Raw genomic sequence first — 25,503 nt, forward strand, 5'->3', positions numbered from 1 at the left:
CCGATGATTTACAGATGCCGCTTCGCTTCAGCGACAATATGCTGCGCGGTGATGCCGAAGTGCTCGTACAGCGTCTCCGCCGAAGCCGACGCGCCGAAACCCGTCATGCCGACAAAGCCGCCGCGTTCGCCGAGATAGCGGTCCCAGCCGAAACGCAACGCCGCTTCCACGCCGACTCGCACCGTGCCGGAACCGAGCACGGCGGCGCGATAGGCGTCGTCCTGTTCGTCGAAAATCTCCCAGCACGGCATGGACACCACGGCCGTCGCGATGCCTTCGTCCTGCAACTGGCGGCGCGCCTGCAAGGCCAACGCGACTTCAGAGCCGGTTGCCAATAGCGTCACGGCGCGCGCGCCACCCTCGGCTTCGGCCAGCACGTAAGCGCCGCGCTGCGAGAGCGGCTCGGCGCTATATTCACGGCGCACCAACGGCAGCGCCTGGCGCGCGAACACCAGCGTGCTCGGCCCGCGCCGATGTTGGAGCGAGAGCGCCCAGCACTCGGCGGCTTCGACGGCATCGGCGGGACGCAGCACGAGCATGTTCGGCATCGCGCGCAGCGAGGCGAGAATCTCGACGGGTTGATGCGTCGGTCCATTTTTGCCGACACCGATCGAATCGTGGCTGAACACGTAGTGCACCGGCAGGCCCATCAGCGCCGCCATGCGCATGGCCGGACGTTGATAGTCGGAGAACGCCAGGTAGGTGACGCTGGTCGCGATCACGCCGCCGTGCGCGGCCATGCCATTGGCCATCGAGCCCATCACGTGTTCACGCACGCCGCAATGGACGTAGGCGCCGCTGCGGTCCTGAGCGGTAAAAGCATGCAACCGGCGCTTGTGGCCGGTGGGCGCTTCGAGATCGGCGCAACCGACCATGCGTTCCGGCAACAACGGCGCAAGCAGATCGCTGATCTCGCCCGATACGGTGATGCCGGGCTGCGGCTCGTCGCGCTCCACGGCGCGCTTGCGGTAGTCGTCGAGCACGTCGCGCCAGCCTTGCGGCAGGTGGCCGGCCTGGACCCGTTCGAACTCGTCGCGCTGTGCGGCGGGCAACGCAGCGAGACGTTCGTGCCATGCGTAATACTGCGGGTCGCTACGCCGTCCTGCCGCGCGCCATGCTGCCAGAATCTCCGCGGGTATCTCGAACGGCGCGTGCGGCCAGCCGAGTGCGTCGCGGGCTGCATCGGCGTCCGCCTGGAACAGCTTGCCGCTGTGGCCGCCGCGCTGTCCTTGCAGGCGCGCAATGCCGCGGCCGATCACGGTCTTGCACGCGATCATCGAAGGCCGCGGGTCCGCGCGCGCGATCGTCAGCGCCGCCGACACCGCTTCGAGATCGTGCCCGTCGACTTCGACCACATGCCAGCCGCCGACGCGAAAGCGCGCGCTGACGTCCTCGCTGATCGAGAGGGAAGTGCTGCCATCGTCGGTAATCTGATTGTCGTCCCAGCAGAGGATCAGCTTGCCCAGTTGCAGATGCCCGGCCAGCGAAATCATCTCCTGACCGATGCCTTCCTGCAGACAGCCGTCGCCGACAAACGCATACGTGTAGTGGTCGATGAGGTCGCTGCCGAATTTCGCCGCGAGATACGCTTCGGCGATCGCCATGCCGAATGCGTTGGCGATGCCCTGGCCGAGCGGGCCCGTAGTGGCCTCGATACCGTGCGCGGGTTCGTACTCGGGATGGCCCGCGCAATGCGAGCCTAGCTCGCGAAAGGTCTTGATCTGTTCCAGCCCGATCGCGCCATATCCGGTGAGATACAACAGCGAGTACAGCAGCAGCGAGCCGTGGCCGTTCGACAGCACGAAGCGGTCGCGGTCGGGCCAGGTCGGATCGGCGGGATTGAATTTCAGGTGGCGTGTGAATAGCGCGGTCGCGATTTCCGCCATGCCGAGCGGCACGCCCTGATGGCCTTCGCCGGCGCGCAGAATCGCATCGATGGAGAGGAAACGGATCGCGTCGGCCAAGGGCAATGGCGCCGCTTGCGTGGCTGATACCGACGCGACCTGCGGCGGTGAAGTGATCGAAGCAGACGAAGCGTTCGGTGCAACAGATAGGGCTTCGGTGGTGGACATGGCAAAAGGCTCCTCTACGCCGCTGCGTCATGCGCCGCGGGCGGTGATCGGACAAATCTAACGAACCGGCCTGAAGGAACGGGCGGAAGAACATCGCGCGAGGCGGGGCACGCCGCATGCCTCGCGCTTGAAGGACTCAATGGCTCAATGCAGGAAGCCCGTCGAAATCCACGGCACGGCGGCCACGATGATCAGCCCGGCCATCAACGCGGCGATGTAGCCGAGAATCGGCTTCATGCCTTCGTCCGGATGGATGCGGCTCACCGCGCAAGCGGAGTAGTAGCCCACGCCGAACGGCGGCGCGAAGAGGCCCACGCCCATCGAGAGGATCACGACCATCGCGTAATGCACGTCGTGGATATGCATGGCTCGCGCAATCGGAAACATCAGCGGGCCGAACAGCACGATGGCCGGAATGCCTTCGAGTACGCTGCCGAGAATCACGAACATGCAGATCGACGCCGCCATGAACATCGCCGCGCCGCCCGGCAAACCGCCCAAGGTCTGCGCGAGTTGCCCCGAGAAGCCGGATTGCGTCAACGCCCACGCCATGGCGGTGGCCGCGCCGATGATCAGCAGGATCGCGCCGGACAGCGTCGCGGTATCGATCAGCATCGGCTTGAGGCGCGTCCACTCGAAACGGCGGTAGATCAGCAAGCCGGCAAGAACCGCATAGGCAATGCCGATGGTGGAGACTTCGGTCGCCGTCGCGATGCCTTCGACCACCGCCGCGCGAATCACGAACGGCAGCGCGATTGCCGGAAACGCGATCACGAGCTTGCGCAGAATCTCGCCGCGAGTCGCGCGCTTGACGCCCGACATGTCTTCGCGCCGATAGCGCCATTGCACGACGATGCACAGCGTGATCGCCAGCACGATGCCCGGCAGCATGCCGCCGGTGAAGAGCGCCGAAATCGACACGCCGGTCACCGAGCCGAGCGTGATCAGCACGAGGCTAGGCGGAATCGTTTCGGTCTGCGCGCCGGTCGCGGCGAGCAGCGCGACCAGGTCGCCGGGTTTCGCGCCGCGTGCTTTCATCTCCGGAAACAGGACCGGCGCGACCGCCGCCATGTCGGCGGCTTTCGATCCCGAGATGCCCGACACCAGATACATGGCGCCGACCAGCACGTACGAAAGACCGCCGCGCACGTGGCCGAGCAGGCTCGCGAGAAACGCGATCATCGCCGCGGCCATGCCGGTCATCTCGATCAGCTGGCCGAGAAACACGAAGAGCGGCACGGAGAGCAGGATCAGATGGGACATGCCTTCGTCCATCCGGCCGACCACCACCGGCATCGGCGTGTTCGTGGTCAGCGCGAGATAGCCGAAGGTGGCGAGTCCGAACGAGAACGCGATGGGCACGCCGCTCAGCACGCCGAGCGCCACGAGGCCGACGAAGAAGATCAGCAGGTTCAGATTGCCGAGGTCGCGTAATACGGGCCCGAGCGCGATGAAAATGCCGACCAGCGCGCCGACCGACGCGAGCGCGCCCAGCACGAGGCGCCAGTTGCTCATGCGCGCGAGCCGCACCACGGCGACCAGCAGCATCAGCGCCGAGCCGACCGGCAACGCGGCGGCGCGCCACGAGTTCGACAGTTCGAGCGCGGGTGTGGTGATGAACGACTCGTCCTGCGCGAAGCTGATTGCCGGGCCGATCACCATCGCGAGAAACGCGATCGGCGCGGCGATCGCCACCACGTCGAGGAACGCGCGCACGCCTGGCGGCGCCATGCCCACGAGCGCCGTCATCCGCATATGCTCGCCGCGCCGCAAGGCGATCACGGCGCCGAGCATGGCGAGCCAGAGGAACAGCATCGAGGCGAGCTCGTCGGACCAGACGAGCGGCGAGTGCAGGATATAGCGGCTCGTCACACCGGCCAGCAGCACGACGATTTCGGCGAGCACCAGCAAGGCGGCGGGAATCTCCACCAGGTGCCCGAGCGCCGAATCGAGCGCACAGGCGAAGCGGTGCTGCCGCTCGTGCGAATATGAGATCGTGGTCATCGCATTACCCCAGTTTTCCGACGGACTTCTCCAGCAGACTCCAGGCTTCGTCGCCGTATTTGCTCTTCCAGTCGTGGTAGAAGCTCGTCTTGGCCAGCGCGCCGCGGAACGACTCGCGGTCCACGTCGATGAAGGTGATGCCCTTCGTCTTCAGATCGTCGCGCAGGGAGCTGCTCAGCTTCGCGATGTCCGCGCGCTGCAGCATCGCGGCTTTTTCGAATTCGCGCGTGACGATGGCGCGGATATCCGCCGGCAGCCGTTCCCACGCGGCGCGGTTGCCGAGAATCCAGTAACCGTCCCACACGTGCGAAGTGAGGCTGATGTACTTCTGCACTTCGTAAAGCTTGGCCGTGGCGATGATCGGCAGCGGATTTTCCTGGCCTTCCACCACGCCGGTTTGCAGAGCCGAATACAGTTCGTTGAAGTTGATCGGCGCGGGACCGGCGTCGAGTGCCTTGAACAGCGAGGTCAGCATCGGCGCCTGCGGCACGCGGATCTTGAAGCCTTTCAGATCGGCCGGCGCACGCAGCGCACGCGTGGACGAACTGATCTGCCGGAAGCCGTTGTCCCACACCTTGCTGACCGACACGATGCCGGACTTGCCGATCTGCGCGCGAATGTAATTGCCGAGGTCGCCGTCCATCGCTTTCCACACCGCGTCGTAGTCCTTGAACGCGAAGCCGGTGTTGACGATGCCCGCGGCCGGCGTGAGCGTCGCGAGAATCGACGAGGCCTGGTTGAAGAACTCCACGCCGCCGTTGCGCACCTGCGAGAGCAGATCGGTGTCGGAGCCGAGCTGGTTCTGCGGAAACAGCTTGATGTCGAGGCGGCCGTTGGTCGCCTCGCGAATGTGATTGATCGCCTCCTGGGCGCGGATATTGACCGGATGAGTCGGGTCCTGGCCGGTGGCGAGCTTGTATGAAAACTCGGGCGCCGCCATGGCGCGCCGCGAGACGCTCCATAACGGCACGGCTGCGGACAAGGTCGCACCGGCTTTCAGAAAGTTGCGGCGGCTGATGCCCTGCGGGGCGTTCGAACGGTTAGTCATGGTGTCTTCCTCCAAACCTGGATCGCGCGTCGTTATGTTTTTCGAACTTCGAGCGCGGCGGCTGCACGTGTCGCGCGCCGCGCCTGGTTGTTATCTACTACTGTGTCTCCATCGCCGCCGCCGGCCTCCCGCCGGACGGCTCGTCCTGCTGGACGAATCGGCCTTGAATCAGCCGTGAATCAGCATGCCGCCGTTCACGTCGATCACCGCGCCGGTGATATACGAGGACAGGTCCGACGCGAGGAACAGGAACGCGCCGGCTACGTCGTCGGGCACGCCGAGGCGATTCAACGGAATGCCCGCGAGAATCTCGACGCGCTTGTCGTCACTGATCTTGCCGGCGTTGATGTCGGTCTGGATCAGGCCCGGCGTCACGCAGTTCACGCGGATGCCGTCGTTGCCGAGCTCGCGCGCCATCGCTTTCGCTAGCCCGAGCACACCGGCTTTGGCCGCCGAATAGTGCGGGCCGCCGAGAATGCCGCCGCCGCGCTGCGCCGATACCGACGACATGCAGCCGATCGAACCGCTCTTCTGCTTCTTCATTTGCGGGACGACCGCTTGCGACAGGTACAGCACGCCGCGCAAATTGACGTCGAGAATGCGATCCCAGCTTTCCGGGTCGATGTCGAGCAGCTTGGCCGCCTGGGTGATGCCGGCGTTATTGATCAGGATATCGATCGAACCAAGATCGGCGACGGTGCGCTCGACAGCAGCCTGGCATGCGCCGCGATCGGTGACGTTGCACATATAGCCGCGATGCTCCGGCCCGATCGAAGCGGCGGCTTCGATCGCGGCCTTTTCGTCGAGATCGAAAATGGCGATGCGCGCGCCATGAGCGGCGAATTTGCGTGCGGTCGCCATGCCGATGCCGCGCGGCGACGCGCCGCCGGAAATGACGGCGACCTTGCCGTCGAGAAGACGTGACTCTGACATGATGCGGATCTCCTGAGTGTGATGCTTATGTTGTGCTGCGTGGTTGGCAATCGGTGATTACGATTTGCCCTGCGGATCGATTCAATGCCTAGCGCAGCCAGCCTTTGATCGTGTCGCACATCGCCTCGGTGGAAATGCCGTAGCGGTCGTGCAGTGTCGGCAGCGCGCCGGCATCGAGAAAGGCGTCGGGCAGGCCGATCTGACGGAAGGGCGGCGTGACGCCGTTGGTCAGCAGCACGGTGGCCACCGCTTCGCCGAGGCCGCCGATCACCGTGTGGTTCTCCGCGACGATCACGAGACGCCCCGGCCGGCGCGCTTCGCGCAGCAGCGTGACGGCGTCGAGCGGCTTGATGGTCGGCACATGCAGCACGCCCACGTCGATGCGGTCCGTGGCGAGCGCCTTGGCCGTTTCGAGCGCACGCATCGTCATGATCCCGGACGAGATGATCAGCACTTCGGCGCCGTCGCGCAGCAGCTTGGCTTTGCCGAGTTCGAACTGGTAGTCGTATTCGTCGAGCACGACCGGCACGTTGCCGCGCAAGAGCCGCGCATACACCGGGCCGCGATGGTCGGCAATCGCCGGCACCATCTGTTCGATTTCGAGCGCGTCGCACGGATCGATCACCGTGAGGTTCGGCATCGCGCGGAACAGGGCGATGTCTTCGGCCGCCTGGTGGCTCGGGCCGTAGCCGGTCGTGAGGCCGGGTAGCGCACAGACCAGCTTGACGTCGAGGTTGTCCTCGGCGATCGCCTGGTGGATGAAGTCGTAAGCGCGGCGCGCGGCGAACACCGCATAGGTGGTGACGAACGGCTGCGCGCCTTCGTGCGCCATGCCGGCGGCGGCGCCCATCAGCAACTGCTCGGCCATCCCCATCTGATAGAAGCGCTCGGGGAATTCCTTCGCGAACAGATGCAGGTCGGTGTATTTGCCGAGGTCGGCGGTCATGCCGACCACTTCGGGCCGGTTGCGCGCCAACTCCACCAGCGCGTGGCCGAACGGCGCAGAGCGGGTGATCTGGCCTTCACCGGCGATCGAGGCGATCATCGCCGAAGTCTTCAGACGCGGTTTCGGTGCGGCGGCGCTCATACGGTTCTCCCGGCTTCCAGCGCCTGCAGCGCGAGTTGCCACTCGTGCGCATCGACGCGGATAAAGTGGTTCTTCTCGCGTGCTTCGAGGAACGGCACGCCACAGCCCATGCGCGTATCGCAGACGATGATCCGCGGCTGCGCTTCGGGATGCGCGCGCGCCGCATCGAACGCGGCGACTACCGCCGCAAGATCGTTGCCGTCCACGCGCTGCACGAACCAGCCGAACGCCTGCAACTTCTCGACCAGCGGCTCGAACGCCATGACCGCCGAAGACGGGCCGTCGGCCTGCTGGTTGTTGACATCGACCATCGCGATCAGGTTGTCGAGTTTCCAGTGCGCGGCGGACATCAGGCCTTCCCACACCGCGCCCTCGTCGAGTTCGCCGTCCGAGAACAGCGTGTAGACGGTGGCGTCCGAACCCTTGCGCTTAAGACCGAGGCAGCGGCCGACCGCAATCGTCAGCCCCTGGCCGAGCGAGCCGCCGGACATCTCCATGCCGGGCGTGTAGCTCGCCATGCCGGACATCGGCAGGCGGCTGTCGTCGCTGCCGTAGGTCTCGAGTTCTTCATCGGCGATGATGCGGGCTTCGATCAGCGCCGCGTACAAGGCGATCGCGTAATGACCGTTGGAGAGCAGGAAGCGGTCGCGGCCTTCCCAGTCGGGGTCGTCGGCGCGATAACGCATGGCGCGGAAGTAGGCGACCGCCAGCACGTCGGCAATGTCGAGCGCCTGGCCGATATAGCCTTGGCCTTGCACCTCGCCCATGCGCAGCGCGTTGCGGCGGATCTGATAGGCGTGCTCCGCGAGTTCGGGATACGGCGCGGTTTCGCTGATGTTCACTGTTGTCTCCTAGGTCTTTTGCGTGGGCCGCATTGACGCCGCAGCCAGTGATGACAAGCGTAATCGCACGCCTGCAAGCGCTCAAACGAATTAAGATGGGTCGATAGATGAATTGAATTCACGTGGATGCTGCCATGCACAATCGCGTCACTCTCAAGTCGATACAAGCCTTCGAAGCGGCCGCCCGGCTTTCGTCGTTCGCGCTCGCAGCAGAAGAACTGTTCGTGACGCCCTCGGCGATCAGCCATCAAATCAAGCTGCTCGAAGAGCAATTGAGCATTCGTCTGTTCCATCGGCTGCATCGCACGGTGCTGCTGACGGACTCGGGGCGGCAATACGCAGAGGAAATCACGTCGGCATTCGCGCGCATCGATGCGGCCACGCGCGAGATCGGTCGCGTGGCGAAGAGCGACATCCTCACGATTCACTGCACGCCGAGTTTCGCGACCCAATGGCTGATGCCGCGCATCGCGCGCTTCAGCGCGGCGCATACCGATATCGACGTGCGTTTGAATGCGTCTTCGGAAGCGGCGGACCTGATTTCGGAAGCGGTCGATATCGACATTCGCTATGGTCCGCGCAAGCTGCAACCGGCCGGCACCCTGGTGCTGGAGTTGCCGCCGGAGACGATCGTGCCGCTATGCGCGCCGGCGCTGATGAGCGGCGACTATCCGCTCGTCAGCGTCGCGGACCTGCAGCACCATCCGCTGATTCACAGCGAAGGTTGTCTGGTCGGCTGGCGGGACTGGATGCGTTTGCATCGGAAGACGCGGGTCGATATTGGACGCGGGCCGCGCTTCGACCGTTCGTTCATGGCGTTGAGCGCCGCGGTCGACGGCCTGGGGGTGTGTCTGGAGAGTCTGCTGCTTGCGCAACGCGAACTGGAAACCGGGCGGCTCGTCGCGCCGTTCGGTGTGGAGGGACTCAGCGTGAATGGCTATACGTTGAATCTGTTGAAGTCGCGTGCTGACTTGCCGAAGCTGCGCAGCTTTCAGGACTGGCTGTTTGCTGAATTGGAAAGGTGAGATGCGCGGCCGGACTTCGAATGGCGAGGTTCGTCTGGCGATTCGCCGACGGAATTCCAGACGGGCTAGCCAGGCTTTCTCTCCAGTCTAGTGTTGTTGAAGGACGTCCCGTCCTGACGACGCATCACGCGACATCGCAGCCTTCAATGCATGGTGCGAGGCACTGTAGAGAACTTCAGATTGCTTAATTGTTCTGAATGCGGATCTTCGCCGGTCGGCGTTATCAGCGCGCGCCGTGCGTCGCGCCGCACGCTTTCATTGGGTCTTTTTTAATAACGATTAAGGACTTCGACAAGGACTCCGCGCAGCGCCGTCGATAAACTCGGTTCCAGTTTTTCACTCGCTGCTCGAGCGAGCACGGCAAGTCACTCAGACTGCTTTGTCCATTCAATACGGAGCCCGTAATGCCGAAAGAACTCTTGACCCCTGATTCATGTGCGGTTGCCCTGATCGACTATCAGCCGCAGATGTTCTTTGGAACGACGTCGCATGAGCGCACCACCATTCTGCACAACGTCCAGGCGATCGCAAAGGCCTCGAAGCTCTTCAAAGTCCCGACGATCCTGACCACGGTGGCCGCCAAGTCGTTCAGCGGCGACATGGTGCCGGAAGTGCAATCGGTGTTTCCGGAGTACACGCCGATCGACCGCACGTCGATGAACTCGTGGGAAGACGTGAATTTTCGCAAGGCCATCGAGGCGACCGGCCGCAAGAAGATCGTGATCGCCGGCCTGTGGACGGAAGTGTGCGTGTCGTTCCCGACTATCCAGATGATCAACGAAGGCTACGAAATCTACGTGCCGACCGACGCCTGCGGCGACATCACCACGGAAGCACACGAACGCGCGGTGCAACGCATCATCCAGGCCGGTGCGGTGCCGATGACCTCGTTCCAGTACATGTTCGAACTGCAACGCGACTGGGGACGCAGCGAAACGTACGAAGGCTGCATGGACATCCTGAAGGCGCACAGCGCATACGGCATCGGCGTGCGTTACGCCAAGTCGATTCTCGGCGAGCACGCGAGCGAAGCAGGCTGATTCGCCGCAGCCGGCGTGACATGACGCCGGCCAATCCGTATCGACAGACGCCGGGCCGTTCGGCGGCGGCGTGCCGGCGTCCCCGATGCGCCGTTGCCGGCCGCAGCACCTGTTCGAATGCTCGATGGAAGGCGCGCCCCGTGTGCGCCTCCAGGCCTCCCTGTTTCCCGATTTCCGGGCTTGCCCGGACATAGCTCCGCGCGCGCCAACCGGAGCGTTCTCCCATGAGGATCGCCATGACTTCCACACCTTCCGCGCCGACGCCGGCCGAGGTCGTCTTCTTCAACGGCAAGATCGCCACGCAGGACGACAAGCGCTCGTTCGCCGACGCGCTCGCCGTGGCGAACGGCCGCATCGTCGCCGCGGGATCGCGCGATGCAGTGATGCGGCACGCCAACGACGCCACGCGGCACGTCGATCTGAAAGGCCGTACGGTCATTCCGGGCCTGAACGACTCGCACCTGCACATCATTCGAGGCGGCCTGAACTTCAACCTGGAGTTGCGCTGGGACGGCGTGCCGTCGCTGGCGGACGCGCTCGACATGTTGCGCAAGCAGGTGGCCCGCACGCCGGCGCCGCAGTGGGTGCGCGTGGTGGGCGGCTGGAACGAATTCCAGTTTGCCGAGCGCCGCGGACCGACGCTCGAAGAAATCAACGCGATTGCGCCGGATACGCCGGTGTTCGTTCTGCATCTGTACGACAGTGCGCTTCTGAATGCAGCGGCATTGCGCGCGGTCGGCTATACGAAAGACACGCCCAATCCTCCCGGCGGCGAGATCCAGCGTGACAAGCGCGGCAATCCGACGGGCATGCTGATCGCACGGCCCAACGCCGGGTTGCTGTACGCGACGCTCGCGAAAGGCCCGAAACTCGCGCCCGAGGATCAGCGCAATTCCACGCGCCACTTCATGCGCGAGTTGAACCGCCTGGGCGTGACGAGCGCGATCGATGCGGGCGGCGGCTATCAGGCCTATCCCGACGACTACGCCGTCATCATGGACATGGCGAAGCACAGCGAACTGACCGTGCGTATCGCCTACAACCTGTTCACGCAGAACGCCAAAAAGGAAATCGAAGACTTCGCCAAGTGGGTGAAGATGACCAAGCCCGGCGAGGGCGACGATTTCCTGCGCATGAACGGCGCTGGCGAAATGCTGGTGTTTTCCGCGGCGGACTTCGAAGACTTTCTCGAACCGCGTCCCGATTTGCCGGACGCGCTCGAGGACGAACTCGAGACAGTCGTCAAACTGCTGGTGGCGAACCGCTGGCCGTTCCGTCTGCATGCGACCTACAACGAATCGATCGAACGCTTCCTGAACGTGTTCGAACGCGTGAATGCCGAGATTCCGTTCAACGGGCTGCGCTGGTTCTTCGATCACTGCGAGACCATCACGCAGAAAAATATCGAGCGTGTGCACGCGCTCGGCGGCGGCATTGCGATCCAGCATCGCATGGCGTATCAGGGCGAGTACTTCATCCGTCAATACGGTGAGGAGGCGGTGAAGCGCACGCCGCCGATCCGCCACATGCTCGACGCCGGCCTGCCGGTCGGCGCGGGCACGGATGCGACGCGCGTCGCGAGTTTCAATCCGTTCGTCTCGCTCTACTGGATGGTGTCGGGCAAGACGGTGGGCGGCACGTCGATGTATTCGAGCGAGAACAAGCTCGACCGGATGGAGGCGTTGCGCCGCTACACGGTGGGCAGCGCATGGTTCTCGAACGAGGAAGACCGCAAGGGCGCGCTGGTGCCCGGCCAGTTCGCGGACTTCGCGGTGCTCAGCGAAGACTACTTCTCGGTCGACGAGAGCCGCATCAAGTTCCTCACCTCGAACATGACGGTGGTGGGCGGCAAGGTGGTCTATGCGGACGACGAGTTCGCGCCGCTCGCGCCGCCGGACTTGCCGGTCAGTCCGTCGTGGTCGCCGGTCACGGAATTCGGCGGCTACAGCCGTTACAAGCCGACCGCGGTCGCGTGCGTGGACGGTTGCGTCAATCTGTGCGGCGTGCATGCCCATGCGCACGGTTGGGCGTGGCGCAAGAACGTGCCGGTCAGCGATTCGAATGGTTTCTGGGGCGCGCTGGGATGTAGCTGTTTCGCGTTCTGACAGCCACCGCTTCGTGCCACCCGACAAGCGAGAACCTTTATGCCGACCCTCGACGATGGCGTGCTGTATGGGCTAGGCATCCTGGTTCTCGATTTCCTCGCCTGGCGGTTCATGAGCCGTAAAACGGACAAGGGGCGTCTCGCGCTGCGTGCGCTGATGTTCGGCTTGTCGACTTACGTGCTGTTCAGTTATGGCATGAATCCGCTGCGTGCGGCGCCATGGCCGGACGAGCCGTTGCGCCATCTGCTCGCGCAATTGCTGGAGGTGGTGTGGTGGTTGCAAGGGGCGCGGCTCGTGACGATCGTGCTGGATCGCACGGTGCTGCCGGAGACATGGCACGAGGAGCGCCTGTTTCAGGACGTGCTCGGTGCGCTGGTGTTCCTCGCGGCCGGGGTCGGTGCGATTGCCTTCGTGCTTGAACTGCCGGTGCGCGGCCTGCTCGCGACCTCGGGTGCACTCGCGATCGTGCTCGGTCTCGCGATCCAGAGCACGCTCAACGACGTGTTTTCGGGCGTGGTGCTCAACGCAACGGAGCCTTTTGCGATCGGCGACTGGGTCACCATCGGCGAGGTCGAAGGCAAGGTGGTGGAGACCAACTGGCGCGCGACCAGCCTGCTCAACGGTCAGGGCAATATCGTCGTGATTCCCAACAGCGTGGCGGCGCGCACGAATATCGTCAACGCCAACCAGCCTTCGCACACGCACGGCATCAGCGTACTGCTGCCGGTCAAGCCGTCGATCCGGCCCGCTACCGTGTTGCAGGCGCTCGCCAACGCCGCCGCCAGTTCGGAGAACGTGCTCGCGGATCCGAAGCCGGTCGTCAGCGTGCGGCGGGCGACCAATGACGCGATCGAATACGAGATCGTCTGCTACGTCGATGCGCTCGGCAAGAAGACCGAGGTGCGCAACGAGCTGTTCGATCTGGCGCACCGGCATCTGTTATCGCGCGGCGTGGTGCTGCGTCCGTTGTCCGTGCCCGAACCCGTGGTCGACGCCGCGAATGAAAAGCAGCGCCTGCTGCACAACGTGCTCATCTTCCAGACGCTCGACGACGGTGGGATCGCGGAGTTGGCCGCGCAACTGACATGCCACGAGTTCGACATCGACGAGACCATCTACAGCGCCGCCGATGAAAGCAGCCACGCGCTGCACATTCTGGCGCGCGGCGTGGCGAAAGTGAGCGTGCCGAAGGACAGCGGCGAGGTCGAATTGCGCCGGCTCGCGCCAGGGGACTCCATCGGTCAGTCGGGCATTCTCGCCGGCGTTAGAACTGGCGTGGTCGTTCATGCGATGACGCACGCCACGGTGTTCCAGCTCGACAAGGCCGCGTTGACGCCGATTCTCGCGCGGCGTCCCGAAGTGGCGCGCGAGATGTGCCGGCTGCTATCCGAACACCATGAAACGGAGAAGCTGATGCTGGCGTCGCCGAACGACGCCGACCCAAGCTCCGGCGGTCTGCTGCAATGGATTCGCGACGGCGTTCGGCGCATTCATGAACTCACGTTGTGAGCGCAGCGAGACGCGCCGCATCGATTCAGTCTTTTTAAGGATTCGCCAAAGTCTTTATGAGGTTAATTCGGTACGCTGCATTGATCGGTCGGTCGGCGATGCGCGCCCGCGGCGGCGTGTCGGATAGGGAGAAGATGACATGAAGAAGAACATTGCGGGAGTCGGCATTCCCGACAGTCCGATGGCGCGGGCGGCAACCGATCAGATTCGGGCCGCGGAGTCCAGCTTGATGTTTCATCACGCGCTCAGGGCGTTTCTGTTCGGCGCGCTGACCGGCTCTCGCGACAAGCTGACGTTCGACCCGGAGTTGCTGTACGTGAGCGCGTTGTTTCACAACGTCGGTTTGAATGTGCGACACCGGCGCTCTCCGTATCGCTACGAGGTGGACAGCGCGAATGAGGCGCGCGACTTCATGCTGCAGTACGGCGCCGCCGCCGGCGCGATCGACGAGGTCTGGGCGGCGATCGCGTTGCACACCACGCCGGGCATTCCCGAGCATTTGTCGCCGCTCGTCGCGCTGGTGAGCGCGGGCGTGCAGATGGATATTCGCGGTGCCCGTTATGACGAATTCACCGCGCAGCAGCGCGATGAGATCGTGCAGGCCTGTCCGCGTGAAGCCGGCTTCAAGAAGAAGATCCTCGAAGCCTACGCGCGCGGCATGGAGCATCGTCCCGAGACGACGTTCGGCACCGTGAATGCCGACGTGCTGGACCGGTGGGACCCGAACCATCGCCGGCTGAATTTCTGCGGGCTGGTGCTGGGTTCCGACTGGGCGAATTGACGCGGTTCGCCGCATATGACGACTGGCTCGCCGCGTGTCGGACGCCGCCTGGAAACGGGCCACGCGAACGCCGCAAGCGGGCATCGAAAGGAAATCAGAATGGGCTACATCATTTCATTGGGCGTTGGCTTCGGCATTGGACTTCTCTACTGGCTGCTCAAGGTGCAGTCGCCGGCGCCGCCACTGATCGCGCTCGCCGGCCTGCTTGGGATGGTGCTGGGCGAGCACGCGATACCGGTCGTCAAGGCGCAGTTTTTCGCGCAGACGGCCACGGTTCGGGTCGCCGAATCGCAGCAGAGCACCTCGGCGCAAAAGCCGGCCACGCCCGGCGCGACAAAAGAGGGCGGCTGATCCTGCAAGCCGTCCGTTCAGATCTTGCTAACACCATCGGGTAATCACATGTTCACTTCGCTTCAACGCTTTCGTCCCATCGCGGCCTTCTGCGCTGCCGTGTTGATCGGCCTCGCGCCGGTGTCGTCCGCCTTTGCCGATAACGGCCCGCCGGAAGTCTCGAACGGCAAGACCGCGCTCGCGGCGCGCATGCCCGACGTCTCGGTCGGCGCGCAGTACGACACGACACACGTGTATGTCGCCTCGGCGGATCTCGACGCGTTCGTCAACAGCTTTCTCGCCACGTTCGGCGGCAAGGCATCGCCGCGCGCGGTGTTCACCGTGACGCCGACGCCGAGCAAGACCGCGTCGCAATACGTGCAGACGCCGGTCGGCATGCTGTCGGTGTTCGGCTTCGAAACGCCGATTCCCTATCCGTTCGGCAACGAGCGGACCGGCTACCTGGTCACCAACATCGACCAGGCGGTAAAGGCGGCGCGCGCGGCGGGCGCCGACGTGCTGGTCGATAGCTTCGACGATCCGATCGGCAAGGACGCGATCATCCAGTGGCCGGGCGGCCTGACGATGCAGCTCTATTGGCACACCAAGGCGCCGAACTACGCGCCGCTGCACAGCGTGCCGGATAACCGCGTCTATGTATCGCGTTATGAAGCCAACAACTTCGTGCGCCGCTGGCTGCATTTTTCGCATGGCAAGGTCGTGTCGGATAACCCGCGCGCGGATGCCGGCGTGATCGGCCGGCCTGGCGAGACGATTCGCGAGATCCGGATCAATTCGGGCTTCGGCCGGATGGTGGTGTTCGTCACGGACGGCAAGCTGCCGTTCCCGTTCGGACGTGAAACGACCGGCTATGCCGTCGACGATCTGACGCAGACTCTCGAGCGCGCACAAGCGGCCGGCGCGAAGGTGCTGTCGCAGCCGTATAGCAGCGAAGCAGGCAAGAGCGCCGTGCTCGAATTCCCGGGTGGGTATATCGCCGAAGTGCACGATGTCCAGTAAAGCAGGCCTCATCCAGAACTTGCAGGCGTTGCGGCGGCGTTCGGCGCTGCGTGCCGCCCGTGCGCTGTTGATCAGCACGGGACTGGCGGCCGCGCTGCCGGCGTCGGCGGCGGATACGGCGCTCGGCGGCGCAGAGGATACCAGCACGACCGGCGCGCCCAGCAGCACGGCAGCGGCCGCAAGCACTTCATGCGCGCGGCCGGCTGTCATGTTCAATCGCTGGCAGGAAAACTGGTCGGCACTCGCCAATCCGTGCGTGCCGAAGAAGCCCTTCGATTCGCTGAAATACATTCCGCTGTTCGGCAATCCCGACGCGTATATCTCGCTCGGCATGGTGCTGCGCGAGCGGCTCGAAATGAACGACGCGCCGCTCTTCGGCCTCGGTTCGGGCCGCGACGACACGTACGTGCTGCAACGTCTTGAAGTCCACGCGGATGTGCGCCTCGGCCCGCACGTGCAGATCTTCACGCAGTTCGAGGATGCACGTCCGTTCGGCAAGGACAACGTCTCGCCGGTCGACAAGAATCCGCTCGACTTGCGCCAGGCGTTCGTCGCCATCACCGAGCCGCTCGGACCCGGCACCTTCAAGTTTCGTGTCGGCCGGCAGGAGATGGCGTTCGACTTGCAGCGGTTCATCTCCGTGCGTGACGGCCCGAACGTGCGCCAGGCCTTCGACGCCATCTGGGCCGACTATGAAACCGGCCCGTGGCGCTGGATCGCTTATGCGACGCAGCCGGTGCAGTACCGCGACAACTCGGATTTCGACGACGTCTCCAATCGCGACCTGACGTTCAGCGGCGTGCGGGTGGAGCGCAAGGCCGTCGGTCCGGGCGACCTGTCCGCCTATTACTCCCGCTACAACCGCAGTAATGCGCGCTTTCTCGACGCCACCGGCGACGAACATCGCGACGTGTTCGACGCGCGTTACGCGGGCTCCGTCAATCACATCGACTGGGACGCGGAGGCGATGTATCAGTGGGGCCATGTCGGCAGCAAGACGATCGGCGCATGGGCGGTGGGCACGCTCGCCGGCTACACGCTGGCTTCGTTGCCGTGGACCCCGCGTCTCGGCCTGCAAGTGGATGCGGCCTCAGGCGACACGCATCCAGGAGACAGCCGCATCGGCACCTTCAATCCGCTCTTTCCGAACGGCTACTACTTCGCGCTCGCTGGTTATACGGGCTACTCGAACGTGATTCACGTCAAGCCTTCGCTCATCGTCAAACCGAACAGCAAGCTGTCGCTGCTCGCGGGCGTGGGGCTGCAATGGCGCGAGACCACCGCCGACGCGGTGTATCAACAAGGCTCGGCGGTCGTGCCGGGAACCGCCGGACACGGCAGCCGCTGGACCGGTTTCTACACGCAGCTGCGCGCCGACTATGCGGTCACCGCGAATCTCGCCACCGCGCTCGAAGCCGTGCATTTCCAGGTCGGTCCGTCGCTGCGCGACCTGGGTGCGCGCAATTCCGACTATGTAGGCGCCGAACTCAAGTTCGGCTGGTAACGCCGTATCGGCACCATGTCGTCAGCGAGGCGTGTCGGAAGAGGGATCCGGTTCTACCCGCAAACACTTCGGGAGCAGCATCATGCATATCGACACCCCCTTGAAGCAACGCACCGAGACGGCTCAGCACGAGACGCGCGATCGTCGTGAAGCGTACTGCCAGGTCAGCGAGAACCCGTCGGCGATGCCGGACGACGGCCGGGCGCCAGTGTGGAACCACGTGATCAACCGGCTGTTGGCGGACTATTGCAATGAGACCGAAGGTGAAGCCTATCTGAAGGCGCGGGCGAAACGCGTCGCCGCCGCGCACGCGCCGTCGCGGCATATCCAGATCGAAGTGCTCGAGCGTCTGTCGGATACGTCGATTGCCGTGCTCTGGCAGGATGCGACCCGTTGCCAATATGTCGACCAGGTGTGGATCTGCTGCCGCGCGCGCAGCAAGGGACGCTGCGCTTTGAGCGGCGCGACGATTCGCCGTGACGATGCGATCTACAAGCCGAGAGTACGCAGCGCGATCCCGGCCAATGCCGACGCCATGATTCTGGCTTCCGTTATCGCGTGCATGCCGTCCACTCTCATGTCAGGCGACTCGCGCTAGACCGCGCGATCCGCAGCCGGCAGCCGCTTGCTCAGTACAAAAAATTTGAACGATAGGATCAGTTTTTTCCGCGCATGCGTACTCGCGGTTGATCTAGACTTCGGGGACGCTTCGCTGAGCAGTCAGTCCTCAGCGGTTCCTCATCCCGCTGTGTCTTGGATACTCAGGCAATGACCCGCATTGGCCCGCTTCAGGTGGACCTCGCCAGCCGAGAGCTGTTGCTCGACGGACAGCCTGTGCGCATCGGCACCCGTGCATTCGACATACTCGCCGTGCTGATCGCCGCGAACGGCGCGCTGGTGTCGAAGGACGCCCTGCTCGAACAGGTATGGCCGGACACCATCGTTGAAGAGAACAATCTTCAGGTGCATATGTCCGCCTTGCGCAAGGTGCTGGGCGAGAGCCGCAACCTGATACAGACCGTGTCGGGAAGAGGCTACCGGCTGGTATCCAGAGAGGCTTGCGCGGAACAGCCGGCCAACGCCGTTCGCGACAATGCGGCCGATGCCTCCGAACCAGTCCCGTCGGTTCGCAACGTCCCCAACAATCTGCCTGCCAATAGCTCGTCGCTGATCGGCCGGGATCAGGCCATCAGCGACGTTGCGCAGGCGCTCGCTTCGACGCGCCATGTCACGCTCGTCGGTTCCGGCGGGATCGGCAAGACCCGTCTGGCTATCGAGATCGCGCGCAGCTCGCTGGCGCACTTTCCGGAGGGCGTCTATCTGGTGCCGCTGGCGTCCGCCGTCGACGCAAATAGCGTGCTTGCCATGTTCGCCAACAGCGTCGGCGTGAGCGCGGCGAGCGGGCCGCTTACGCTGGCGCGCGTCAGCAAGGAACTCGGCGAACGGCGCGTGCTGTTCGTACTGGATAACTGCGAGCACGTGCTTTGCCCCGCCGCCGAACTGGCCGAAGCGTTATTGAACGTGAGTCCGGCCATCCGGATTCTCGCGACCAGCCGCGAGCCGCTGCGTGTCGTGGACGAGCACCTGTACTGGGTGGCGTCACTCGACGTGCCCGCGCGCGACGATGAGAGCCAGCATGTTTTGCAACGCAGTGCCGTGCAGTTGTTCCTGTCACGCGCCCGCGCGATCGACGCGCGCTTTTCGTTTGACGACCGAAGCATTCATCTGACCGGCACCGTGTGCCGCCGCCTGGATGGCATTCCGTTGGCCATCGAACTGGCGGCGGCGCGCGCTGCGATACTCGGCATCGAGACGCTCGCCGACCATCTCGACGACCGCTTCAACATGCTGACGGGCGGCAATCGCACGGCGCTGCCGCGCCACCAGACCTTGAAGGCGACGCTCGACTGGAGTCACGCCTTGCTCGACGACACCGAGCGCACGACGTTGCGCCGGCTCGGCGTTTTTGTGAACAGCTTCACGATCGATTCGGCGATCGCCATGGTGAGTGACGAAGGCTTGCGTGAGTCCGGCGTGATCGCGGCGCTATCGGGACTCGTCGAAAAATCGCTGGTCGTGATGCACGCGGAGCGCGGCAAGGCAAGCTACCGGCTGCTGGAAACCACGCGTGCCTACGCGATGCAAAAGCTCGACGACAACGGCGAGCGGCGCCTCGTCACGCTCAGGCATGCACGTTATTTCGCGGACCTGGTCGCATTCGATTCGCCGAGCAATGCGCGTGAAGCACATGAAGCCCATGACACAAACGCCGCGGGCGCCGGCCCGGAGCATTGGCGCCACCACATGCGCGAGCAACTCGACGATTTGCGAGCCGCGTTGGCCTGGGCGTTGTCACCGAAAGGTGACGCTGCGCTGGGCGAAACGCTGGCGGTGAAGTTCGTGTCGCTGCTTTATGAACTCTCGCTGGTCGACGAATGCTGCGTGTGGGCAAGGCGTGCTCTTGACACCGTGGACGCGATGCATCAGGGTGCGCGCTCGCCGCGCCATTTGCGCTTGCGCATGCAGCTGCTCGCCGCGCTCGGTGCGGCGCTCGTCCATGTGAACGGACCGAACCGGGAAACGCTCGGCATCTGGGCCGAGGTGCTGGCACTCGCGATCGCGTCGGGCGATCAGACCTTCGAAGCGCGCGCGTTGTGGGGCATGTGGAACGCGAGCCAGTCGGCCGGTGCGGCGCGCAATGCGCTGGCGTTCGCACGGCGCTTCGCGTCGCTGGCCGCGCAGACGGGCGATACCGCCAACGGCATTCTCGCTCATCGCTTGCTCGGCATTGCCTCGCACTACGTGGGCGATCAGCAAGAGGCGCGTGCCTCGCTCGATCAGTTCTTGCAGCACACCGGCCGCTTGCAATATCGGCTGCCGCTCGGACAATCCATCGATCAGGGCGTGGTCGGCCGCGCGACGTTTGCCCGCCTGCTCGGCTTGCAGGGCGCGCGCGATCAGGCGCTCAGAGTCGCCGAGGCATGCGTTGCGCAAGCATGCCGGCAGGAACAGGCGATGGTCACGTGCTACGTGCTGGTCGAGGCGGAAATTCCGCTGGCGCTGCTGGCGGGCCGGCGAAAGCGGGCGGCTCAGGCCATCGCGCTGTTGCGGGACGTGTCGGCGCGTGCCGGGCTGCGGGTGGCGCATGCGTGCTGCCGCTGTTTCGACGAATACCTGCATTCGCTGGACGACACCAGTGCGCAGCGTGTGCGTAGCTTCCGCGCCGCGCTGGACGATCTCCAGGCGCTCGAATATGCCGCGCCGCGCGCCATGCTTGCCGCGCAATACAGTCTCGCGCTCGGCCGTGCCGGACAGCGGGAGAACGGCATCGCCGCCGTGGCCGACGCGCTCGCGCAGGGCGATGAGACCGGCGACCAGTGGTATGCCGCCGAACTCAGACGCGTGCATGCCGAATTGCTGCTGATGGAGTACGCCGGCCAGTCACCGTTCGGCGATGCGGCGACGCATGCACAGGCGAGTCTCACCGCGGCACTGGAGGAATCGTTGGCACAGGGTTGCCGCTCGTTGCAACTGCGGGCGGCGACCAGCCTCGGGCGGCTTTGGCATGCGCAAGGCCGAAGCGTCGAGGCGGTGCAACTGGTGAAGTCCGCCTGCGCGAGACTCACGGAGGGCCGCGACTGGGACGACTTCAAGGCCGCTAAAGACTTGCTGCGTGTCGCGACTGAAGCGTACGCGCCGGCCGGTACTTCTGCCGGCGGCGATACGCGGATGGACACGAATGCGCATGCCACTGCGGCATCGTTCGACGACCCGCCGCCGGACGAGATCAGCGAAGCCTGCTAGTCGAACCTCAACCGTGCAGCGTTCGCTGTTGCACCACTTCGTCGATCAGGTCTGGCCGGTTCAACTGCTCGACCCACCATTGCAGCGCCTTGCCGCATTCGTTGTCGCGCCACGCCAGATAGAAATGCGTGACGTCGCGCATGCCGATCACTTCCTTTTGCACCAGTTCGCCCTGGCTCAGCGCTTCGACGGCGAGGCATTCTGGAATCGTGCCCGCTGCCAGGCCCTTGATCTGCGCGGCGAGTTTGGCCTCGAGCGTCGGCACCGTGAGCACTTCCTGATTGACGGCGAGCGCGATCGTGCGCGGCGCGAGTTTGCGTGACGTATCGCCGATCGCGACCGCGCGATGGCGCGCGACGACGTCCAGCGTGAGCGGTCCGGGTATCGACGCCAGCGGATGATCCGGCGCCACCACGAACACATGCCGCAGCGAGCCGATCGGTTTCGCGATCAGATTGGGAATGGGCGGCGGATCGCCGGCCGCGCCGACGATCAGGTCCGCGCGACGAGTGAGCAGCGCGTCCCACGAGCCGCCCAGCACTTCTTTCGACAGATGCAGCCGCGTGTCCAGCTTGAGCTTGTAGAACTCGCTGACGTGATGCCAGAGCAGATCGAACGGAATGATCTCGTCGACGGCAATGTGCAGATCGGCCTCCCAGCCATGCTGGATTCGCTTCGCCTTGAATTCGAGCGCTTCGGCCGCCTCCAGCAGACGGCGGCCTTCCTCGACGACCACACGCCCCGCGTGCGTCAGCGTGGCGCGCCGGCCGGTGCGGTCGAACAGCTTGACGCCGAGATCGAGTTCGAGTTTCTGAACCAGATAACTCAGCGAGGACGGCACCTTGTGAAGCGTTTCGGCGGCGTTCGCAAACGTGCCGGTTCGATCGATTGCATCGAGCACCTGCAGGACTTCAAAAGATAGATTCATGGAGAAGAGCCGGCTCTGTCGGATACGTTCAGCAGGATGTTCAGGATACTGGATTTCCTGAGCTCCGCAATGATCCGGCCGCACTCACCACACGTCCCGCCTCTAACCGTCCAGCCGATCCACCAGCGCAAACGGAATACTCTCCGCAAACAGTTCGCGGTCGCCCGTCGCGCTGGTCTGCGTATTCAGCTGCAGCGCGAAATTGAAACCCGGGCTGCGCGTGCTGGTGGTGCGCTCCTTGACCTTCAGTTCGATCGGCATCCAGGAGGCCGGATCGTTGAGAATGCTGTCCACCTTCGCGTCGATTTGCGCGTGCCCCGCGGCGGCCTCGGCGGGCGGCAACTGTTTCGACATTGCCGCCAGCATGTCCAGTTGCTTCGCCGCGCCGCGCTTGAGCCGGTAGCGGTGGAAGTAGGTCTGATTCGGCCGCCGGTTCGCCTTCACGTCGCCGAGATGGCGGTCGAGACGTTGCGCCGCGAGCGTGCGCGCTGGCGTTTGCTGCGGTTCGGGACGGCCATTCAGCCGCGCGTCCTGGCGTTCGCCTTCCTGCTCGGCGAGCACCTGTTCCGTGAACAGATCGAGCCACTGGTCGCGGCTCGCGTCGAGCGCGCGCGTGTAGGTTTCAGCGCTGGAATACTCGGTGTCGAGCAGACACGCGCGATGCGTCAGCGCGCCGTCCTCGCGCACGAGTTGCACTTTGGCGAGGTGGCTGTCGTCGGCGAAGGTCATGGTCGCCGAGGGTGCGTCGAGCGAGACGAGGCCCACCCCCACACTCGACGCAGGCGCACCGACCGCTTTCGTGGCGCTGACGGTTCCGCTCAGCCGTCCGATCAGACGCGAGCCCGCGCCCACCCGATGCTGCTCGATCTGCATGCGGCCGCTTTGTTCATTTGAATCGAGCGTCTGCTTCGCGGTCTTTTCATAGCCGATGCCGATATTCGCGCCCGCGCGAAACGGCGAGCCGATCTTCGGCACGGTCACGGAGACGCCGGCATCGGCGGACCCGCCGCGCTTGACGGTGCGTGCCACCGAGTCGGTCCAGCTGATCGACACGTCGGGGTCGTCGAAATAATGGTCGGCGAGCCGGTTCCAGGTGCCACGCGCGCCACCAGAATTCGCGCCGTGCGCCTCGGTCGTCTCGTCGAACACATGATCAATGATGCCTTCGAGTTTCGCGCGCATCGCGCTGTCGTCGTAGCCGGTGCCGTTCCGATTGACACGCCGCGCCACCCGCAGCGATACGCCGCTCGGCTCGGACAACTCCTGCGAATGCAGCACGGCCTGCGTGGTCAGCCCGGCGCGCAGCTGGGTCAAGCCGACGTCGACGTCGTAGCCCACCAGCACGCCGACGCCCGCATGCCGCAGCTGGGTTTTCGCGGTGCCGACGAACATCTCGACGCCATGCGTGCCGCGGCTCAACTCGACCACGGCTTCACGGGTTTGCGACGCGCGCAGATCGACGCGCGGCGCGATCGGCACCGCGCCCGCATGCAGCACCTTGCTTAGATTCGCCGAGAGACCGCGCGTGCTCACGCCGATGCGGCGGCCATCGGTCAGGCGCAAGCGCGAACTCGATTGCAGATCGTGCGCGACGTCCTTGAGCGTTTGCCGGACCGCGTCGGCGCTGTCGGCCTGGGCGGCCGGGGCGGGCGGGCGCGCCTGATCCTTCAGGGCCGACACCTGCGTCCAGAACGGCGAATCGGCGGGCACCCCGGCGACCTTACCCCATGCAGCGAGCCGCTCCAGATTGAACGGTTGTTTCGCGATCGACTTGAACGGCTTGCTGCGCGCGAGCGTGTGCGGATCGGTGTTGGCCCAGCGCGTGGTTTCGGCGCGCAGGCGATCGAGCGTGGCGGGTGAGCCGACATCGCGCGGCTGCAACTCGGCGCACATCTGCTGCGCGCGTTCGGTGACCTGGTGCAACTGATCGGCATCCATCCGGCCGTTCGGAAAGCCGCCCGACTCGAGCCACACATGCAAGGCCGCGAGTTCGGCAATCGACTGCTCCGGACGCGCGTGCGAAAGCGCGGCGGCGGCGCGCATTTCCGGACGCTCGCGCAGCGGCTCCAGCGCCCCGCGCATGGCCTCGTCGAGTTTGCCCTGTTCGGCGCCGATCGTTTTGCGCGGCACGCCCTGGGTGCCGAAGCGCAGCGCCGAGAGCGGCGAGCTGCGTTTGCCGGCGAGGCGCGGCAGGAAACTCTTCCAACGATTTTCGCCAACCCGGTCGATGGTCTTCGCGGAGAACTTGTTCAAACGCTCGCGGGCTTGCGACAGGTCGCTGCCGCGTCCGTCCTCGCGGAAATTCTGACGCCACGCGAAGAACGCGCCTTTCTGATCGGCACTCAGTGCCGCGCGTCCTTGCGTGGTCAGTGTCGAGGCGGCGTCGTAGGCTTGCCAAGCGAGCGGCGTTTCATCGAGCGGCGTGCCTGCTGCCGGTGCCGCGCGCGCGGCGACGGCGGCGGGCGCGGGGTCCTGCGCCGGGCCTGCGCCGTGGAGCGGCGGATCGAGCGCATCGGCGGCTTGCAGCATCATGCGTTGCGCGAGTTGCGTCGACACATCGCCGGGGGCGGGTTGGCCGTGATGGCGCAATTGGCTGAGCGCTTCGAAACCGGCGTCGGTGCGCGCCAGCGTGCGGGCCACTTGCCAGGCGCCGGCTTCGGCGGGCGTGCTCGAGCGGGCGGTGTGCATCTGCGCGAAGTCGAGATGTTCGAGGGCGTCGAGCACGTGGTTGGCGCTGGGTGCGTCGCCGATCCTCGCGCCGTGCAACGCCTGGGCGACGAGCGAGCCCCGGCCGGTCGGCAAGGCCGCGTCGGAGCCGCCCAAAGCGCTCAGCCGATGCGAAAGTTCGGCCTGTGCGAGCAGATCGTGCGACGGACCAGGCAGTTGATGGCGCACGTACTCGCTCAACGCGGCCTCGCCGGTCATGGCATCGAGCGGGATCGCCGTCGATGCTTCGTTGCCGTGCTCCACCGCAAGCGCGGTGTTCGAAGTGGAAGAATCCGCGGCGCGCGCCGTTTTCCCCAACGCCTGGCGGCTTTGCCGCTCGGTCTTGGCCAGCGCCGTTCCCGCCGCGTTCGACCCTGCTACCGGCTTCGCCGCATAACGCTCGCCGTCGGCGGTGAAATCGGCCGGCGCGAACGGCTTGCCGTGCTGACTGGTTTGCGACAAGGCGGTGCTGACGTCGAACTTGCTCGCCCGCAGCCGCGCGCCGGTCCGCGAGAGCGTGTTGCCGAGCCGGCCCAGCAGCGTGTCATCGACGAGCGGCCGGGCCTGCGGCGTGCCGGTGGGCGGCGTGGCGGGCGCACCGCCGGGCCGCTGCGCGGGCGTTTGCGCCGCTTCGGTGTCCGGCGTGTGGGGCAGGTGCGGCGGCAGGGCATGAATGTCGGACATGGCGCGTGGCGTTCAACGAGCGGCAGTTGAACCCACGGTATTAAGCGCGTGTGACACCCCCATGCAGCGTGCGAAGCGAAG

Annotated in this window: 18 protein-coding genes; 10 read left to right on the forward strand and 8 right to left on the reverse strand. The window is 65.0% G+C overall.

All coding sequences use genetic code 11. The features are described 5' to 3' along the window. Window positions 1-8 precede the first annotated feature (8 nt). From tkt to P0D73_RS21280, 6 genes are all read right to left on the reverse strand, one after another. Complete coding sequence (gene tkt / locus P0D73_RS21255; RefSeq protein ID WP_408177780.1) at window positions 9-2,072, reverse strand: transketolase; 2,064 nt, start codon at window positions 2,070-2,072, stop codon at window positions 9-11. Between the two features lie 144 nt (window positions 2,073-2,216). Beyond that, entirely contained in the window at window positions 2,217-4,076 is a 1,860-nt protein-coding gene (locus P0D73_RS21260) for a TRAP transporter large permease (RefSeq protein ID WP_132381751.1), read from the reverse strand. 4 nt (window positions 4,077-4,080) lie between these two features. After that, the gene (locus tag P0D73_RS21265) at window positions 4,081-5,124 is read right to left on the reverse strand and encodes a TRAP transporter substrate-binding protein (RefSeq protein WP_408177781.1); all 1,044 of its coding nucleotides are present in this window, start codon (window positions 5,122-5,124) and stop codon (window positions 4,081-4,083) included. A 168-nt stretch (window positions 5,125-5,292) separates the two neighbouring features. Then, window positions 5,293-6,057 (reverse strand): SDR family NAD(P)-dependent oxidoreductase, encoded by a 765-nt coding sequence (locus P0D73_RS21270; protein WP_408177782.1) that lies wholly within the window; start codon window positions 6,055-6,057, stop codon window positions 5,293-5,295. An 88-nt stretch (window positions 6,058-6,145) separates the two neighbouring features. Continuing rightward, on the reverse strand, window positions 6,146-7,144 hold the full coding sequence (locus P0D73_RS21275; RefSeq protein WP_408177783.1) for a transketolase family protein: 999 nt from the start codon (window positions 7,142-7,144) through the stop codon (window positions 6,146-6,148). Beyond that, window positions 7,141-7,986 (reverse strand): transketolase, encoded by an 846-nt coding sequence (locus tag P0D73_RS21280; protein ID WP_408177784.1) that lies wholly within the window; start codon window positions 7,984-7,986, stop codon window positions 7,141-7,143. The genes P0D73_RS21275 and P0D73_RS21280 overlap by 4 nt, the downstream gene beginning before the upstream one ends. Before the next feature lie 134 nt (window positions 7,987-8,120). Between P0D73_RS21280 and gcvA the strand changes: the two genes are divergently transcribed. From gcvA to P0D73_RS21330, 10 genes are all read left to right on the forward strand, one after another. Then, window positions 8,121-9,011 (forward strand): transcriptional regulator GcvA, encoded by an 891-nt coding sequence (gene gcvA / locus P0D73_RS21285; RefSeq protein ID WP_408177785.1) that lies wholly within the window; start codon window positions 8,121-8,123, stop codon window positions 9,009-9,011. 404 nt (window positions 9,012-9,415) lie between these two features. Continuing rightward, the gene (locus tag P0D73_RS21290; RefSeq protein WP_132381763.1) at window positions 9,416-10,051 is read left to right on the forward strand and encodes a hydrolase; all 636 of its coding nucleotides are present in this window, start codon (window positions 9,416-9,418) and stop codon (window positions 10,049-10,051) included. 236 nt (window positions 10,052-10,287) lie between these two features. Beyond that, window positions 10,288-12,156 carry an amidohydrolase gene (locus tag P0D73_RS21295; RefSeq protein ID WP_408177786.1) on the forward strand — a complete coding sequence of 623 codons (1,869 nt, stop codon included), beginning with the start codon at window positions 10,288-10,290 and terminating at the stop codon, window positions 12,154-12,156. Window positions 12,157-12,195: 39 nt separating this feature from the next. Further along, entirely contained in the window at window positions 12,196-13,665 is a 1,470-nt protein-coding gene (locus P0D73_RS21300; protein WP_408177787.1) for a mechanosensitive ion channel domain-containing protein, read from the forward strand. A gap of 139 nt (window positions 13,666-13,804) precedes the next feature. After that, entirely contained in the window at window positions 13,805-14,446 is a 642-nt protein-coding gene (locus P0D73_RS21305) for an HD domain-containing protein (RefSeq protein WP_408177788.1), read from the forward strand. A 99-nt stretch (window positions 14,447-14,545) separates the two neighbouring features. Then, window positions 14,546-14,797, forward strand: a complete 252-nt coding sequence (locus P0D73_RS21310; protein WP_408177789.1) for a DUF1427 family protein — start codon at window positions 14,546-14,548, stop codon at window positions 14,795-14,797. Between the two features lie 48 nt (window positions 14,798-14,845). Further along, entirely contained in the window at window positions 14,846-15,796 is a 951-nt protein-coding gene (locus P0D73_RS21315; protein ID WP_408177790.1) for a glyoxalase, read from the forward strand. After that, the gene (locus P0D73_RS21320; protein WP_408177791.1) at window positions 15,786-17,300 is read left to right on the forward strand and encodes an alginate export family protein; all 1,515 of its coding nucleotides are present in this window, start codon (window positions 15,786-15,788) and stop codon (window positions 17,298-17,300) included. The genes P0D73_RS21315 and P0D73_RS21320 overlap by 11 nt, the downstream gene beginning before the upstream one ends. An 82-nt stretch (window positions 17,301-17,382) precedes the next feature. Then, window positions 17,383-17,898 carry a DUF3331 domain-containing protein gene (locus P0D73_RS21325; protein ID WP_408177792.1) on the forward strand — a complete coding sequence of 172 codons (516 nt, stop codon included), beginning with the start codon at window positions 17,383-17,385 and terminating at the stop codon, window positions 17,896-17,898. Window positions 17,899-18,068: 170 nt separating this feature from the next. Next, window positions 18,069-21,104 (forward strand): ATP-binding protein, encoded by a 3,036-nt coding sequence (locus tag P0D73_RS21330; protein WP_408177793.1) that lies wholly within the window; start codon window positions 18,069-18,071, stop codon window positions 21,102-21,104. 7 nt (window positions 21,105-21,111) lie between these two features. Here P0D73_RS21330 and P0D73_RS21335 read toward each other — a convergent pair whose 3' ends face one another. Next, window positions 21,112-22,032, reverse strand: coding sequence for a LysR family transcriptional regulator (locus P0D73_RS21335; RefSeq protein WP_132381779.1), 921 nt, complete (start codon window positions 22,030-22,032; stop codon window positions 21,112-21,114). A 102-nt stretch (window positions 22,033-22,134) separates the two neighbouring features. Then, window positions 22,135-25,422 carry an autotransporter gene (locus tag P0D73_RS21340; protein ID WP_408177794.1) on the reverse strand — a complete coding sequence of 1,096 codons (3,288 nt, stop codon included), beginning with the start codon at window positions 25,420-25,422 and terminating at the stop codon, window positions 22,135-22,137. Between the last annotated feature and the right edge of the window lie 81 nt (window positions 25,423-25,503).

This window comes from Paraburkholderia sp. RL18-101-BIB-B, from assembly GCF_046026985.1.
GTDB lineage: Bacteria > Pseudomonadota > Gammaproteobacteria > Burkholderiales > Burkholderiaceae > Paraburkholderia.

Excerpts from the sequence above, each read along its gene's own strand:
- P0D73_RS21330 (WP_408177793.1), top strand. The coding sequence starts at position 18,069 with ATGACCCGCATTGGCCCGCTTCAGGTGGACCTCGCCAGCCGAGAGCTG.
- P0D73_RS21295 (WP_408177786.1), top strand. The coding sequence starts at position 10,288 with ATGACTTCCACACCTTCCGCGCCGACGCCGGCCGAGGTCGTCTTCTTC.
- P0D73_RS21265 (WP_408177781.1), bottom strand. The coding sequence starts at position 5,124 with ATGACTAACCGTTCGAACGCCCCGCAGGGCATCAGCCGCCGCAACTTT.
- P0D73_RS21325 (WP_408177792.1), top strand. The coding sequence starts at position 17,383 with ATGCATATCGACACCCCCTTGAAGCAACGCACCGAGACGGCTCAGCAC.
- gcvA (WP_408177785.1), top strand. The coding sequence starts at position 8,121 with ATGCACAATCGCGTCACTCTCAAGTCGATACAAGCCTTCGAAGCGGCC.
- P0D73_RS21300 (WP_408177787.1), top strand. The coding sequence starts at position 12,196 with ATGCCGACCCTCGACGATGGCGTGCTGTATGGGCTAGGCATCCTGGTT.
- P0D73_RS21290 (WP_132381763.1), top strand. The coding sequence starts at position 9,416 with ATGCCGAAAGAACTCTTGACCCCTGATTCATGTGCGGTTGCCCTGATC.
- P0D73_RS21305 (WP_408177788.1), top strand. The coding sequence starts at position 13,805 with ATGAAGAAGAACATTGCGGGAGTCGGCATTCCCGACAGTCCGATGGCG.
- P0D73_RS21335 (WP_132381779.1), bottom strand. The coding sequence starts at position 22,032 with ATGAATCTATCTTTTGAAGTCCTGCAGGTGCTCGATGCAATCGATCGA.
- P0D73_RS21340 (WP_408177794.1), bottom strand. The coding sequence starts at position 25,422 with ATGTCCGACATTCATGCCCTGCCGCCGCACCTGCCCCACACGCCGGAC.
- P0D73_RS21275 (WP_408177783.1), bottom strand. The coding sequence starts at position 7,144 with ATGAGCGCCGCCGCACCGAAACCGCGTCTGAAGACTTCGGCGATGATC.
- tkt (WP_408177780.1), bottom strand. The coding sequence starts at position 2,072 with ATGTCCACCACCGAAGCCCTATCTGTTGCACCGAACGCTTCGTCTGCT.
- P0D73_RS21315 (WP_408177790.1), top strand. The coding sequence starts at position 14,846 with ATGTTCACTTCGCTTCAACGCTTTCGTCCCATCGCGGCCTTCTGCGCT.
- P0D73_RS21270 (WP_408177782.1), bottom strand. The coding sequence starts at position 6,057 with ATGTCAGAGTCACGTCTTCTCGACGGCAAGGTCGCCGTCATTTCCGGC.
- P0D73_RS21260 (WP_132381751.1), bottom strand. The coding sequence starts at position 4,076 with ATGACCACGATCTCATATTCGCACGAGCGGCAGCACCGCTTCGCCTGT.
- P0D73_RS21320 (WP_408177791.1), top strand. The coding sequence starts at position 15,786 with ATGTCCAGTAAAGCAGGCCTCATCCAGAACTTGCAGGCGTTGCGGCGG.
- P0D73_RS21310 (WP_408177789.1), top strand. The coding sequence starts at position 14,546 with ATGGGCTACATCATTTCATTGGGCGTTGGCTTCGGCATTGGACTTCTC.